This window comes from Staphylococcus sp. FSL W8-1207 (genome assembly GCF_038003745.1).
Lineage (GTDB): Bacteria > Bacillota > Bacilli > Staphylococcales > Staphylococcaceae > Staphylococcus > Staphylococcus equorum.
In genome coordinates this window covers 258599-274808 of record NZ_JBBOPU010000002.1, presented here as the reverse complement: position 1 = coordinate 274808, position 16210 = coordinate 258599, and the positions used below count along the sequence as shown (strand labels likewise).

The window sequence follows — 16210 nt, the reverse complement described above, 5'->3', positions numbered from 1 at the left end:
ATGCTAAGTAGTAACCATTATTTGCGACGATACCTTTTTTATTTTTATCTAAAATCGAATTAAAGAGATGAAAGGTGTAACAATAAATGAAGATTAACGAATTTATTGTAGTAGAAGGTAGAGACGATACGGAACGCGTTAAAAGAGCGGTAGAATGTGATACGATTGAAACAAATGGGAGTGCGATTAACGAGCAAACGCTAAGTGTTATAGCACAAGCATTTGAAACAAGAGGTGTCATTGTATTAACAGATCCTGATTTCCCGGGTGATAAAATACGTAATACAATTCAAAAACATGTACCAGGCGTTAAACACGCATATATCGATAGAGAAAAAGCCAAAAGTAAACGAGGCAAGATTGGTGTAGAACATGCACAACTTGAAGATATTAAAGATGCCTTAATAAATGTGAGTACACCATTCGAAGAAGGACACGAAACAATAAGTAAATCAGTGTTAATTGATTTAGGATTAATAATTGGGAAAGATGCACGCAAAAAAAGAGAAATAATTGGACGTAAGCTACATATAGGACATTCTAACGGCAAACAATTAATAAATAAGCTCAATGCGTTTGGCTATACTGAAGAAGATGTTAGGAATGCATTAAGTGATAATGAAGGAAGTGAATGATAAGTGGATATTAAAGATGTTGCAACACCATCGCGTACAAAAGCATTGCTCAATCAATATGGTTTTAATTTCAAAAAAAGTTTAGGACAAAACTTCTTGATTGACGTTAACATTATACAAAAAATTATCGATGCCAGCGACATAGGTGAAAATACAGGTATTATAGAAATAGGGCCTGGTATGGGTTCGCTCACGGAACAATTAGCTAAAAACGCAAAGAAAGTTGTTGCATTTGAAATTGATCAACGTTTGATACCAGTGTTGAAAGATACAATGGGACCTTATGATAACGTGGAAATTATAAATGAAGATATATTAAAAGCTGATATTGCACATTATGTTACAGAGCATTTAGCAGATTGTGACAATATCATGGTGGTCGCTAACTTACCATATTATATTACAACACCGATATTATTGAATCTAATGCAACAAACTTTACCTATCGATGGCTACGTAGTTATGATGCAGAAAGAAGTCGGTGAAAGATTGAATGCACAAGTAGGTACAAAAGCTTATGGATCACTTTCAATAGTTACCCAATATTATACTGAAACCAGTAAAGTGTTAACAGTGCCGAAGACTGTCTTCTTGCCACCGCCAAATGTAGATTCAATTGTTGTAAAATTGATGAAGCGTCAGACACCGGAAGTAGATATAGATAACGAAGATAAATTTTTCAAAATGACAAAAGCTGCATTTAGCCAAAGACGAAAAACAATTAGCAATAACTATCAAAGTTTGTTTGTAGATGGTAAAGCGAACAAAGAAATTATTAAAAAATGGTTAGAAACAAGTGGTATAGATCCAAGAAGACGTGGAGAAACGCTTTCAATAAAAGAATTTGCAAAATTATACAATGAATTGAAAAATTTCACAGAATTAGCATTTTAAATTATTGACAAGCTTGAGTTACATTGCTAAAATTGATGTTTTGTTTGACAAAAGCGCGCTATTTGTGTTATTATACAACTTGTAGCGAGGTGGAGCAATATGCCAAAATCTATTGGAGACATCAAAAATTCACTTGATTGTCAATTAGGAAACCGAATCGTACTTAAAGCGAATGGTGGTCGTAAGAAAACAATTGAGCGTAGTGGTGTGTTAAAAGAAACGTACCCTTCTGTTTTCATTGTTGAGCTAGATCAAGAAATTTACAACTTTGAGCGTGTATCTTATACATACGCTGACGTTTTAACTGAAAACGTACAAGTTTCTTTTGAAGATGATAATCAGCAAGAAGCAATTGCACACTAAATAAAAGTGATTTAAATAAAGTTTGTCTCTTAGGAGCCATACTTTTTAATTTAAACTTTAATATTAAGATCATTAAATGAAAAAGGTATGTTGGTGTAACTTCGCCAACATACCTTTTTCTGTGTCACAATTTAGGATGCAGGGAATGGATATAATTTTAATAGAGACGTACTATATTGTAGAATAGTAAATTAAGAAATGATTTATTGTCCAATATAGTTAAATGTATATTTATAAAAATATTTATCAAAATATCGAAAATAAGTTTTTGAAAACAGCCAATGCAACTATAACAATATGTTAAAATCATTTTATTACCATATCGAATTGGAAGAGGGTGGGAATATGATCTATGAAACGGCTCCGGCTAAGATTAATTTAACGCTGGATACACTCTTTAAACGAGATGATGGTTTTCATGAAGTTGAAATGATTATGACGACGATTGATTTAAATGATCGCTTGTCATTTGAACTACGCAATGACAAAAAAATTGTTGTTGATGTAGAGCAAACTTATGTTCCCTCCGATAATAAAAACTTAGCGTATAAAGCTGCAGAATTGATGAAAAGAACTTATAATCTAAAGCAAGGTATTACAATCACTATAGATAAGAACATACCGGTGTCAGCAGGGCTTGCAGGAGGCTCTACTGACGCTGCAGCTACGATGAGAGGGATGAATCGCCTGTATGAGCTAAATAGACCGTTAAACGAGTTGTGTGAGCTTGGTATTAAGATAGGTACAGATATCCCTTTTTGTATTTTTGGTAAAACAGCATTATGCAGAGGTAAAGGTGAACATATTACGTTTCTGAATAAACCTCCATCAGCATGGGTTGTGGTGGCAAAACCAAATTTAGGTATATCTTCTCCGAGTATCTTCAAAAAATTAGACTTAAATCAGTCACATCATGTGGATACAACAGCTTGTAAATCAGCTTTAATTTCAGGAGATTATGAATTACTTTGCAAAAGTCTTTCAAACCGATTGGAACCTGTTTCGGGTAAAATGCATAGTGAGATTTTAAAAATAAAAGAAAATATGTTAGAGAATGGTGCGGATGGTGCTGTTATGAGTGGAAGCGGCCCATCTGTTTATGGACTAACACAAAAAGAACGCCAGGCAAGACATGTTTACAATGCAGTCAATGGCTGTTGTAATGAAGTGTATATAGTAAGATTATTAGGCTAGTGAGAAGGGATGAGTTAAATGCGCTATAAAAGAAGCGAACGAATTGTTTATATGACACAATACTTGATGAATAACCCTAATAAATTGATACCATTAACTTATTTCGTACAAAAATTTAAACAAGCGAAATCATCTATAAGTGAAGATGTTCAAATTATTAAAACCACATTCCAAAAAGAAAAATTAGGGACAGTGATTACCACAGCTGGGGCAAGTGGCGGTGTGACGTATAAACCAGAAATGAGTAAAGAAGAAGCGAGTGAAGTCATCGATGACGTTATCGCACAACTCCAAGAGAAGAATCGTTTGCTACCAGGAGGGTATTTATTCTTATCTGATTTAATGGGGGATCCGACGTTACTTAACCGTGTCGGAAAACTGATTGCTACACTTTATATGGACGAAGAATTAGATGCAATCGTTACGATTGCTACGAAAGGTATCTCTCTTGCTAATTCAGTAGCGAACGTATTGAATTTACCGGTAGTTGTCATTCGAAAAGATAACAAAGTGACTGAAGGTTCTACGGTATCTATCAATTATGTGTCAGGATCTTCCCGAAAAATTGAAACAATGGTGTTATCTAAGAGAACATTACCAGAGAATTCTAATGTCCTTGTAGTAGATGATTTTATGCGCGCAGGCGGATCCATCAATGGTGTGATGAATTTAATGAACGAGTTTAAAGCACATGTGAAAGGGGTATCGGTACTAGTAGAATCAAAAGAAGTTAAACAAAGATTAATTGAAGATTATACTTCCTTAGTTAGATTATCTGATGTAGATGAATACAATCAGGAATTTAAAGTGGAGAAAGGCAACAGTTTAACTAAATTTTCTTAAAGGAGCGATTACGACATCATGAAAACGATTAATACAACCAAAGCACCGGAAGCGTTAGGGCCATACTCACATGCAACAGAAATAAATGGTCTAGTATTCACATCTGGACAAATCCCATTAAATTTAAATGGAGAGATTGTTAGCGATGATGTAAAAGAACAGACGACACAAGTCTTAGAAAATTTAAAAGTTGTACTAGACCAAGCTGGATCGGATATAGATTCGGTTATAAAAGCTACTATTTTTATTGCTGATATGAATGAATTTCAAAATATAAATGAAGTTTATGGCAAATATTTTAATCATCATCAACCGGCTAGAAGTTGTGTTGAGGTAGCGAGACTACCTAAAGATGTTAAAGTAGAAATAGAAGTAATTGCACAAGTGAAGTAAGGATTTATAATTTTTAATAAAATTGTTAAGCTTCTAACAAAGAGATACTATGGGGGGCTCACTACATGAAAGTGACAGATGTAAGACTTAGAAAAATACAAACAGACGGTAGAATGAAAGCGCTTGTTTCAATCACTTTAGATGAATCATTTGTGGTACATGATTTACGCGTTATTGAAGGCAACACAGGTCTATTCGTCGCAATGCCAAGTAAACGTACACCAGATGGTGAATTCCGAGATATCGCGCATCCGATCAATTCAGAGATGAGACAAGAAATACAGGATGCTGTGATGAAAGTATATGAAGAAACTGATGAGGTCATCCCTGATAAAAATGCTCAATCATCAGAAGATACTAATGAGGAAGCTTAATTTAATTATTTGAGATTATTATAGTGAATTTAATATCGTTTTAAAGAAGATTGAATTTCTAAAATTGGGGAATTCAATCTTCTTTATTTATGTAAGCGTGACTAAAATATAAAATATTAAAATTATTTATAAAATGTAAAGGTGACAAAAATTATAATTTTGAAATTTATAATAAATAACTCAAACTTACATCGTTTTACTTAACTATATTATTATGAATGAAACAATTACATAAAGAAGTGATAGCGTATGTTTCGTTCATAATAATATGTTGAAAATTATCGATAATAAGAAAAACTACTTCAGGAAATGAAGCGGTTTACAAAACCTAAATAGATGACAAATACTATGCACTTTATTTTTAACAATCGTAATAAAAAACGCTTTAATAAAAAACATTGGCACTTTGAGCCTTGAAAGTGTGACTAGCGTTAAATTATAATAATAAAGAAGTGTATATTTTAATGGAGGGTTAACATACATGCAAAGACATGCAATAGTACTCGCAGCTGGTAAGGGTACACGTATGAAATCAAAGAAATACAAAGTACTACATGATGTCGCTGGCAAATCAATGATTGAACATGTCGTGGATAACGTTAAACAATCTGGCGTAGAACAGCTTGTAACAATCGTAGGTCATGGCGCAGAAAGCGTGAAAGAAAAGTTAGGCGATGCATCTCTTTATAGTTTTCAAGAAGAACAATTAGGTACTGCTCATGCCGTTAAAATGGCTAGTGAACATTTAAATGATAAACAAGGTACAACGTTAGTAGTTTGTGGAGACACACCATTAATTACGACAGAAACACTTAAATCTTTAATTGAACATCACGAAAATAACCAATCACTAGCTACCGTATTAACAGCTACAGCAACGAACCCATATGGTTATGGCAGAATTATACGTGATGCAGACAATCAATTAGTTAAAATAGTCGAACAAAAAGATGCAACAGATGCAGAACAACAAATTAATGAAATTAGTTCAGGTATTTTCGCATTTGATAATCAAATGCTATTTGAAAAGTTAGAGTTAGTGAACAACAATAATGTGCAAGGCGAATACTACTTGCCTGATGTACTTTCATTAATTTTAGAAGATAAAGGCACAGTCGGCATTTACCATACGAATGATTTTGAAGAAATTATGGGTGTAAATGATCGAGTGATGTTAAGCGAAGCAGAAAAAGCATATAGAAAACGTATCAACCAATTTCATATGAAAAATGGTGTGACAATTGTAGATCCATCCAATACTTATATCGGTGCAGATGTAACTATTGGAGAAGACACAATTATAGAACCTGGAGTTAAACTTTCAGGACATAGTGAAATTGGAGAAGATACAGTTGTAGGACAATATACAGAAATCACGAATAGTAAAATAGGTGATAATGTTACAATTAAACATTCAGTGATCAATGAAGCAATGGTTGATGATTATGCGATAATTGGACCATTTGCGCAACTTCGTCCAGGTACAGACTTAGGCAAAAAAGTGAAAGTCGGCAACTTTGTTGAAGTTAAGAAATCAGTCGTAAAAGCAGGAGCTAAATTACCTCACTTGAGTTATATTGGTGACGCAGAAATAGGTGAACGTGTGAATCTTGGCTGTGGTTCAATCACAGTAAACTATGATGGTATTAACAAATTCAAGACGATTATTGGTAATGATTCGTTTATAGGGTGCAATACGAATTTGGTAGCACCTATTACGTTAGGCGAGCGTTCTCTAATTGCTGCTGGCTCTACAATTACTGATAGTGTACCAGAAGACAGTTTAGCATTAGCGAGAGCTAGACAAACAACCAAAGAAGGTTATTTAAAAAAATAAAAGGTATATGTTTAGACATGCATGCTTGAACTGTTAAACTTAATGTAATTGAGTAAGTTGTTAGCCACAAAATGCTTTATATTGATAAACAATGTAAGTTTGCGCTTGTCTTTAAATGAAAACTAATTGAATGAATTAATTGGAGGACTATAAATGTTAAACAATGAGTATAAGAATTCTGCTTTGAAAATATTTTCTTTAAAAGGTAACGAACCTTTAGCCCAAGAAGTAGCAGATCATGTTGGAATTGAACTAGGAAAATGTTCCGTAAAACGTTTCAGCGATGGAGAAATTCAAATCAATATAGAGGAAAGTATTCGTGGTTGTGATGTATTTATTATTCAACCAACGTCGAATCCTGTAAATTTACACTTAATGGAATTATTAATTATGGTTGATGCTTGTAGACGTGCATCAGCAGCTAATATTAATATAGTTGTTCCATATTATGGTTATGCGCGTCAAGACAGAAAAGCACGTAGTCGTGAACCAATCACAGCTAAACTTGTAGCAAACTTAATTGAAACTGCAGGCGCAGATCGTATGATAGCGTTAGATTTACACGCACCTCAAATCCAAGGTTTCTTCGATATGCCAATTGACCACTTAATGGGTGTGCCAATCTTAGCAGAATACTTCAAGAATGAGTCAGGTATTGATCTTGAAGAGTGTGTTGTAGTCTCTCCAGACCACGGTGGCGTAACAAGGGCGCGTAAACTTGCAGATATACTTAAATCACCAATTGCTATTATTGATAAACGTCGTCCAAAACCCAATGTTGCAGAAGTGATGAACATTGTTGGTGAAATAGAAGGACGTACGGCTATTATTATTGATGATATCATTGATACAGCAGGAACAATCACATTGGCAGCACAAGCACTAAAAGATAAAGGTGCTAAAGATGTATATGCTTGTTGTACACATCCTGTATTATCAGGTCCAGCTAAAGAGCGTATCGAAAATTCAGCAATCAAAGAACTAATCGTAACAAATTCAATTCAATTAGATGAAACACGTAAACCAAGCAATACGAAAGAGTTATCTGTAGCTGGTTTATTAGCACAAGCAATTATCCGTGTTTATGAACGCGAATCTGTTAGTGTGCTATTTGACTAAAATATTAGATAAATGTATAATGGTTTCGTTCGTGAATTCACGAGCAAAATAAACGCTTGCAAGCAACATTATGTTGATGGGCAAGTGAGGGGCTCATATTAGAGCAAAACGAAAGGTGGAAAATGAATATGACTGCATTAAAGTCAATTATTCGTCAAGGTAAACAAACACGTTCAGACCTTAAAACACTAAGAAATACTGGTAAAGTACCTGCAATCGTTTACGGTTATGGTACAAAAAATACTTCTGTTAAAGTAGACGAAGTAGAATTTATTAAAGTTATCCGTGAAGTTGGACGTAACGGTGTTATCGAATTAGGCGTAGGTTCTAAAACAATTAAAGTAATGGTTTCAGACTACCAATTCGACCCACTTAAAAACCAAATCACTCACATTGACTTCTTAGCAATCAATATGACTGAAGAACGTACTGTTGAAGTACCTGTTCACTTAATTGGTGAAGCAGCAGGTGCTAAAGAAGGTGGCGTGGTTGAACAACCATTATTCGACCTTGAAGTTACAGCTACTCCAGACAATATTCCTGAAGCAATCGAAGTTGAAATCAGTGAATTGGCAATCGGTGATACTATTTCAGTTGAAGATATTAAAGTGTCAGGCGACTTTACTATTGAAAACGAAGCTACTGATTCAGTAGTTACAGTAGTAGCTCCGACTGAAGAACCAACTGAAGAAGAAATCGAAGCAATGGAAGGCGAAGCACAAACTGAAGAGCCAGAAGTTGTAGGCGAAGATAAAGAAGACGAAGAAGAAAAATAATATACTTCACGCTTCATTGTCAACATAAGTTGATGATACCAACATTGTAATATCTTATAAAAAGCACCGTGCTTAATACGTTAAGCAGGTGCTTTTTTATGTTATTATAGTGAATGATATGAAAAAATAATTTTTAATTGTTTATTAATTCAAATACATGAAAATGATATATATAGTTAAGTGACAACAACAATTGGAGGTAACATAATGAAATGTATTGTAGGCCTAGGCAATATAGGTAAACGTTTTGAACAAACAAAACATAATATTGGTTTTGAAGTTATAGACTACATGTTAGATCAAAATCAATTCTCATTAGATAAACAAAAATTTAAAGGTGCCTATACGATTGAACGCATCGGTGGAGAAAAAGTCATGTTTATTGAACCACTAACAATGATGAATTTGTCAGGCGAAGCGGTAGGCCCGTTAATGAAATATTATGACATAGATATAGATGATTTAGTCGTTTTATATGATGATTTAGATTTACCACAAGGGGAGATTCGTCTAAGACAAAAAGGCAGCGCTGGTGGCCATAATGGTATCAAATCAATGATTCAAGTACTAGGTACAGACCAATTCAAACGTATTAGAATCGGTGTAGATAGACCGTCAAATGGTATGTCAATTGTCGATTATGTGTTACAAAAATTTTCAAAACAGGAAATGCAAATAATGAATAAAGTAATAGAACATTCTGCACGTGCAGTTGAGGCTTATATAGAAAGTTCTCGCTTTGATCGTGTGATGAATGAATACAATGGTGAAGTCAAGTGAAATCAATAATTACACAATATATAAATGAAGACAAAAGATACCAAGAATTAAACGACGTATTTGGTAAAGAAAATGTACTAGTAACTGGCTTATCTGGAGCAGCTAAATCAACAATTATAGCCGAAAAATATTTGCACAGTACTAAACAATTATTAGTTGTTACAAATAATTTATATCAAGCAGATAAATTGGAAAGTGATTTGCTGCAATTTGTAGATGCAGACGAAGTCTACAAATATCCAATGCAAGATATCATGACAGAAGAATTCTCAACACAAAGCCCTCAATTTATGAGCGAGCGTGTACGTACACTAACGGCACTTGCTCAAGAAAAGAGAGGGTTATTTATCGTACCATTAAACGGTTTGAAAAAATGGCTCACTCCAGTTGAAATGTGGAAATCTCATCAGTTAACACTATCTGTTGGTGACGATATTGAAATTGATGAATTTTTAAATAAATTAGTAAATATGGGCTACCGTAGGGAAAGTGTAGTGTCACATATAGGTGAATTTTCATTACGCGGGGGCATTGTTGATATTTACCCGTTAATTGGGAAGCCAGTAAGAATTGAACTATTCGATACTGAAGTGGATTCGATTCGTGATTTTGATGTGGAGACACAAAGATCAAAAGAGAACATCGAAGAAGTCAATATTACGACAGCAAGTGATTATATTATCACCGACGATGTGCTTAAACATACAAAATTAAAATTAAAAGAGGCTTATGAAAATACACGCCCCAAAATTGAAAAATCAGCACGTAATGATTTAAAAGAAACTTACGAAAGTTTCGAACTTTTTGAATCAACGATGTTTGATCATCAAGTATTGCGTCGACTTGTGTCGTTTATGTATGAACAACCAGCGACTATTATGGATTATTTTAAAGATGACGCTATTGTTGCAGTTGATGAACATAATAGAATTAAAGAAACTGAGCAAACACTTATTACTGAAGTTGATGAATTTATGCAAAACCTGATAGAAAGTGGTAAAGGATTTATTGATCAAAACTTCTTACAATATGATGGGTTTGAAGCGTTATTGAAACATTATCCAGTGACGTATTTCACATTATTCACGGCGACAATGCCTGTTCAACTCAATGAAATTATCAAGTTTTCATGTAAGCCAGTACAGCAATTTTATGGTCAATACGATATTATGCGTTCAGAATTTCAGCGCTTCATCCAAAATGATTATACTGTCGTTGTTCTTGCTGAAACTGAAGTGAGAAAAGAACGTATTCAATCTATGCTTAATGAAATGCATATCCCAACATTTATCGATACGCCAAGTCAACGAAACGATGGGGGCAATGCGATCATTACAGAGGGTAGTTTGTCAGAAGGATTTGAGCTACCTTATATGCAACTTGTTGTCGTGACGGAACGCGAACTATTCAAATCTAAACAAAAGAAAAAACCAAAACAACAAAAAACACTAACAAACGCTGAAAAAATTAAATCATACCAAGATTTAAAAGTAGGAGATTATGTCGTACATGTGCACCACGGTGTCGGTAGATATTTAGGTGTTGAAACACTTGAAGTCGGTGGCGTACATAAAGATTATATTAAACTTCAATATAAAGGGACAGACCAATTATTTGTACCAGTTGATCAGATGGATCAAGTTCAAAAATATGTAGCATCAGAGGATAAGACACCTAGGTTAAATAAACTTGGTGGTACAGAATGGAAAAAAACAAAAGCTAAAGTACAACAAAGCGTTGAAGATATGGCTGATGAATTAATTGAACTATATAAAGAACGTGAAATGTCTGTAGGTTATAAATATGGCCCAGATACGGCAGAACAAAACGAATTTGAAATAGATTTCCCTTACGAACTTACGCCTGACCAAGGTAAATCAATCGAAGAAATTAAACAGGATATGGAAATTGAACGTCCAATGGATCGATTGCTATGTGGTGATGTAGGTTATGGTAAGACAGAAGTTGCAGTACGTGCAGCGTTTAAAGCTGTTATGGAAGGAAAGCAGGTTGCCTTCTTAGTTCCAACGACAATTTTAGCTCAACAACATTATGAAACATTAATTGAGCGTATGCAGGACTTTCCAATCGAAGTTCAACTCATTAGTCGCTTTAGAAGTACAAAAGAAGTTAAAGAAACAAAAGAAAAATTAAAATCAGGCTTCGTTGATATCGTCGTAGGTACTCATAAACTATTAAGTAAAGATATTCATTATAAAGATTTAGGCTTATTAATTGTGGATGAAGAACAACGATTTGGTGTGCGTCATAAAGAAAGAATCAAATCATTGAAAACAAATGTGGACGTTTTAACACTGACGGCAACGCCTATCCCACGTACATTACACATGAGTATGTTGGGCGTTCGTGATTTATCAGTGATTGAAACACCACCAGAAAATCGTTTTCCAGTACAAACTTACGTATTAGAACAGAATACGAATTTTATTAAAGAAGCACTAGAAAGAGAATTATCTAGAGAAGGACAAGTCTTTTATTTATATAATAAAGTGCAATCTATTTATGAAAAACGAGAGCAATTACAAATGTTAATGCCAGAAGCGAATATTGGTATTGCACATGGACAGATGAAAGAAGGAGACTTAGAAGAAACAATGCTAAGTTTTATTAATCATGAATACGACATTCTCGTAACGACTACAATCATTGAAACGGGAGTTGATGTTCCAAACGCCAACACACTTATTATCGAAGATGCGGATCGTTTCGGACTCAGCCAGTTATACCAATTGAGAGGTCGTGTTGGACGTTCAAGCCGTATTGGCTATGCTTATTTCTTACACCCTACGAATAAAGTATTGTCAGAAACAGCTGAAGACCGTTTGCAAGCAATTAAGGAATTTACTGAGTTAGGCTCAGGCTTTAAAATTGCTATGCGTGATTTAAATATTCGAGGCGCAGGTAATCTCTTGGGTAAACAACAACACGGATTTATTGATTCTGTTGGATTCGACCTTTATTCACAAATGTTAGAAGAAGCAGTGAATGAAAAACGTGGTGTTAAAGATGAGAAACAAGATGCACCTGAAATTGAAATTGAACTCAATATTGATGCTTATTTACCTGCTGAATATATTCCAAATGAACAGTCTAAAATAGAAATCTATAAAAAATTACGTAAGATTGAAACTGAAGCACAACTCATGGATGTTAAAGATGAATTAATTGATCGTTTCAATGATTACCCAATAGAAGTGGAAAGACTGTTGGATATGATGGAGATAAAAGTTCATGCTTTAAACGCTGGAGTGGCACTTATTAAAGATGTAGGCAAAAAGGTAGAAGTTTATCTGTCTGAAAAGGGAACGACAGATATTAATGGAGAAACGTTATTTAAACAAACGCAACCATTAGGCCGTGCAATGAAAGTTGGCGTTCAAGATGGTAAAATGAAAGTGACTTTAAATAAAGTAAGTAACTGGTTAGATAGTTTGAAATTCTTAGCGAAATGTCTAGAAGAAAGTATGGTTATATCAGATGAAATCTAAGGACGATAAGAATACGGCCTTCAACGGCGTAGTTGTTCTTACAATTGCACTTGTTATTGTTAAAATACTAAGCGCAATTTATCGTGTCCCGTATCAAAATATACTTGGAGACGAAGGATTATATGCTTATCAACAAATATATCCGATTGTTGCTTTAGGTGTTATTTTAACAATGAATGCAATTCCTAGTGCTGTCACTCAAACGTTTGGCACACATGGGGAATCAAGACATTACACTAAAGTATTGCTTAGGTTACAACTCATTAGTACTGCATTTTTCTTGGTTGTTTTTATAGGTGCTAAGTGGGTGGCACTCCTAATGGGTGACACTAACCTCACACCAATGTTAAGAGCAGCAAGTTTTAGTTTCTTGTTTGTTGGTATATTAGGAGTGTATAGAGGCTACTACCAAGCGCATCAACATATGACTGTTCCAGCGATATCACAAGTCATAGAGCAAGTGATACGTGTTGTAATCATCATCATTGCTATTGTATTATTTATGACACAACAATGGTCTGTTTACACTGCTGGTACAGTAGCTATTATCGGTTCAGCAGTAGGTTTTTTAGCATCTAGTATATTCCTAATGCAAGGCAAGCCTTTTAAGCTCAAGCAAGCGAAGAAACCAAATGACAAGACAATAGTAGAGTGGAAAAAGTTATCAATGGCTATTATCATCTTTGCTGTAAGCCAGCTTATTGTCATCGTTTGGCAAGTGATAGATAGCTTTACGGTTATACATGCACTTCAGAATGCAGGCTTAAATTTTCAAGAAGCAACCACACAAAAAGGTATCTTTGATCGTGGTGCTTCATTTATACAAATGGGTTTAATTGTGACAACGACATTTTGTTTTGTGCTTATACCGATGCTTACCGATGCGATTAAAGCACGCAACAACATTCTGATTAATAGATATGCGAATGCCTCTATCAAGATTACAGTGATGTTTAGTGTGGCAGCTGGTATTGGATTAATTAATTTACTGCCAGTCATGAATAGTGTGTTTTTTAAAAACGATAGTCTGACTGGTACATTATCTCTCTATATGCTTACAGTTATATGCGTCTCGCTCATAATGATGGACATTGCTTTATTACAAGTGAAAAACCAAGTGCGTCCTGTGCTATTTGCATTTATCACTGGTGTGGTCAGTAAAGTAATTCTCAATGTGATGTTAATACCACAATTATTAATGCTAGGTGGCAGTATCAGTACGGTTATTTCACTCATTATATTTACGCTCGTTCTACATTATCACGTACTAAAACACTATAAATTCCAGATGATGAAAAAATTCGTGATTAAATTGGGTGCTACGATGGTGATGCTATCAGTGGCTGTTCAACTAGGAATGTGGCTCGTACCTACACAAAGTAGAATCACAGGTTTGATTGAATTAGTCGTCGCAGCAATTATTGGCGTATTAGTAATTATTTTCGCTATTGTACGTATGCATTTATTGAGTTATAGAGAATTAAAACATTTACCATTGGGCGATAAACTTTATCATATGAAAAGAGGGAAACATTAATGTCAGGTAAAATAACAATTGTTGGCTTAGGTAACTACGGTATTGATGATTTACCTTTAGGTATCTACAAATTTCTTAAAAAACAAACAATGGTTTACACGCGTACATTGGATCATCCTGTAATTAAAGAATTAACTGCAGAAAATATACAATTCAAAAGTTTTGATAGTGAATACGAGGCACAAGCATCATTCGAGGGCGTCTATGAACGTATCGTGTCGCAACTCATTGAAGCGGCCCATAGTGATGATGTCATTTATACAGTGCCTGGACATCCACGTGTAGCTGAAACGACAACTGTGAAATTAGAAGCTCATGCGCAAGAACATAATGATCTTCAGGTTGAAGTTTTGGGAGGCAAAAGCTTTATCGATGATATATTTGAAGCGGTGAAGATAGATCCTAACGACGGGTTCACATTACTCGATGCGACAGCTATAACAAAAGAGCAGTTAAATATTCGTACCCATACGCTCATTACTCAAGTCTATAGTCCTATGACTGCAGGCGATTTAAAAGTGACATTGATGGAACGTTACCATGATGAGCAAACAGTGTTTATCGTCGATGGCGCACAAAATAATGCTGCAAATGTAATAGAAACACCGCTTTATGAATTAGACCATCATGCATCTATTTTCAGTAATTTGACAAGTGTATTCATTCCGAAAGTAGAAAAAGAAGAATCATATTATAGTGATTTTTATTTTGCTGCGAGCATAATAGACCAGCTTGTTGATGACGAAACAGGCTGTCCTTGGGATAAAGTTCAAACACATCACACATTAAAACGTTATCTATTAGAAGAAACATTTGAATTGTTTGAAGCAATAGATAACGAAGACGATTGGCATATTATTGAAGAGTTGGGGGACATACTTTTACAAGTACTATTGCATACAAGTATTGGCAAAAAAGATGGATTCCTTGATATAAATGAAGTGGTTCAAAGTCTTTCAGAAAAAATGATACGTAGACATCCCCACATTTTTGGTGACGCCGAAGCGGAAAACGAAGAAGATTTAAAACAGATATGGTCAGAAGCAAAAGCAAAAGAAGGTAAAACGAAACGTGTTAAATTTGAAAAAGTATTTGCAGAGCATTTCTTGAAGTTGTATGATAAAACAAAAAATATGTCATTAGACGCAGATGCTTTAAGAAAAATTTTAGAGCAAGGAGGAAACAAATCATGAGATTAGATAAATATCTCAAAGTATCACGGTTAGTAAAACGTCGTACTTTAGCTAAAGAAATTAGTGATCAAGGACGTATTACTGTGAATGGTTCAGTAGCAAAAGCAGGCACTGACGTAAAAGTAACAGATGAACTTGTAATCCGATTTGGACAAAAAGTGATTACAATTGAAGTTACTGGTTTAAGTGAACATGCGACTAAGGAAAATGCGAAAGGTATGTATGAATTAGTCAAAGAAGAAAAGGTTAGTGGAGACTAGAAAAGGAGGTGACAAGCAATGAGTAAAAAAGTTGAGAACATAGGGAATACGTTCACTTCTGCTGAAAATAAAAAGAAACAACAGCAAAAAATGAGAAGAAGAGTCGTACGAAAACGTATTACTTTATTTGGTGGCATATTACTTATCCTCATTATTATTTTAACTGTAATGCTTGTCACTCAAAAACAAAGTAATATAGACGACGCAGCTGAGCGTCAAGAAAAAGAACAACAATATCAAAAGCAACAAGATGAAGAACTCGCATTAAAAGAACAATTAAACAATCTTAATGATAAAAGTTATATAGAGAAAGTTGCGCGAGATGATTATTATTTGAGTAATGATGGAGAAGTGATTTTCAAGTTGCCTGGTGAGAAATCTGAAGAGAAATCTAAATCATCAAAAGAGGATAAATAGTGAAATTTATCATTTAAGTAACAATACCATTGTTAATTTATGCAAACAGGCATATAATAGGGTTAAAATCGAAACAAATCGGGAGG

16 protein-coding genes are annotated in these 16210 nt (G+C 34.4%); all 16 read left to right on the top strand.

The features are described from left to right. The first annotated feature begins 86 nt into the window (after positions 1-86). Complete coding sequence (gene rnmV, locus NSR03_RS11000) at positions 87-635, top strand: ribonuclease M5 (protein ID WP_002508735.1); 549 nt, start codon at positions 87-89, stop codon at positions 633-635. 3 nt (positions 636-638) lie between these two features. After that, entirely contained in the window at positions 639-1529 is an 891-nt protein-coding gene (gene rsmA, locus NSR03_RS10995) for a 16S rRNA (adenine(1518)-N(6)/adenine(1519)-N(6))-dimethyltransferase RsmA (RefSeq protein ID WP_021339907.1), read from the top strand. Positions 1530-1628: 99 nt separating this feature from the next. Beyond that, complete coding sequence (gene veg / locus NSR03_RS10990) at positions 1629-1892, top strand: biofilm formation stimulator Veg (protein ID WP_002508737.1); 264 nt, start codon at positions 1629-1631, stop codon at positions 1890-1892. 345 nt (positions 1893-2237) lie between these two features. Next, positions 2238-3086, top strand: a complete 849-nt coding sequence (gene ispE / locus NSR03_RS10985) for a 4-(cytidine 5'-diphospho)-2-C-methyl-D-erythritol kinase (protein WP_002512532.1) — start codon at positions 2238-2240, stop codon at positions 3084-3086. 18 nt (positions 3087-3104) lie between these two features. Beyond that, positions 3105-3929, top strand: coding sequence for a pur operon repressor (gene purR / locus NSR03_RS10980; protein WP_002508739.1), 825 nt, complete (start codon positions 3105-3107; stop codon positions 3927-3929). Positions 3930-3947: 18 nt separating this feature from the next. Next, positions 3948-4322 (top strand): RidA family protein, encoded by a 375-nt coding sequence (locus tag NSR03_RS10975; protein WP_002508740.1) that lies wholly within the window; start codon positions 3948-3950, stop codon positions 4320-4322. A gap of 65 nt (positions 4323-4387) precedes the next feature. Continuing rightward, entirely contained in the window at positions 4388-4696 is a 309-nt protein-coding gene (gene spoVG / locus NSR03_RS10970) for a septation regulator SpoVG (protein ID WP_002508741.1), read from the top strand. A 481-nt stretch (positions 4697-5177) separates the two neighbouring features. Then, positions 5178-6533 (top strand): bifunctional UDP-N-acetylglucosamine diphosphorylase/glucosamine-1-phosphate N-acetyltransferase GlmU, encoded by a 1356-nt coding sequence (glmU, locus tag NSR03_RS10965; RefSeq protein WP_021339906.1) that lies wholly within the window; start codon positions 5178-5180, stop codon positions 6531-6533. A gap of 153 nt (positions 6534-6686) precedes the next feature. Next, positions 6687-7652: a ribose-phosphate diphosphokinase gene (locus NSR03_RS10960; RefSeq protein ID WP_002508743.1), complete on the top strand. Its 966-nt coding sequence runs from the start codon at positions 6687-6689 to the stop codon at positions 7650-7652. A 128-nt stretch (positions 7653-7780) separates the two neighbouring features. Then, positions 7781-8428 (top strand): 50S ribosomal protein L25/general stress protein Ctc, encoded by a 648-nt coding sequence (locus NSR03_RS10955; RefSeq protein ID WP_002508744.1) that lies wholly within the window; start codon positions 7781-7783, stop codon positions 8426-8428. A 207-nt stretch (positions 8429-8635) separates the two neighbouring features. Then, positions 8636-9208, top strand: coding sequence for an aminoacyl-tRNA hydrolase (gene pth / locus NSR03_RS10950; protein ID WP_002508745.1), 573 nt, complete (start codon positions 8636-8638; stop codon positions 9206-9208). After that, positions 9205-12717: a transcription-repair coupling factor gene (mfd, locus tag NSR03_RS10945; RefSeq protein WP_065367311.1), complete on the top strand. Its 3513-nt coding sequence runs from the start codon at positions 9205-9207 to the stop codon at positions 12715-12717. The genes pth and mfd overlap by 4 nt, the downstream gene beginning before the upstream one ends. Beyond that, positions 12707-14254 carry a polysaccharide biosynthesis protein gene (locus NSR03_RS10940; RefSeq protein WP_002512529.1) on the top strand — a complete coding sequence of 516 codons (1548 nt, stop codon included), beginning with the start codon at positions 12707-12709 and terminating at the stop codon, positions 14252-14254. The genes mfd and NSR03_RS10940 overlap by 11 nt, the downstream gene beginning before the upstream one ends. Then, a complete protein-coding gene (locus tag NSR03_RS10935) occupies positions 14254-15447 on the top strand; it encodes a MazG nucleotide pyrophosphohydrolase domain-containing protein (protein WP_002512528.1) in 1194 nt (397 codons plus the stop codon). The genes NSR03_RS10940 and NSR03_RS10935 overlap by 1 nt, the downstream gene beginning before the upstream one ends. After that, complete coding sequence (locus tag NSR03_RS10930) at positions 15444-15707, top strand: RNA-binding S4 domain-containing protein (RefSeq protein ID WP_002508749.1); 264 nt, start codon at positions 15444-15446, stop codon at positions 15705-15707. The genes NSR03_RS10935 and NSR03_RS10930 overlap by 4 nt, the downstream gene beginning before the upstream one ends. Positions 15708-15725: 18 nt before the next feature. Beyond that, entirely contained in the window at positions 15726-16124 is a 399-nt protein-coding gene (locus tag NSR03_RS10925; protein ID WP_002508750.1) for a septum formation initiator family protein, read from the top strand. The last annotated feature ends 86 nt before the right edge of the window (positions 16125-16210 follow it).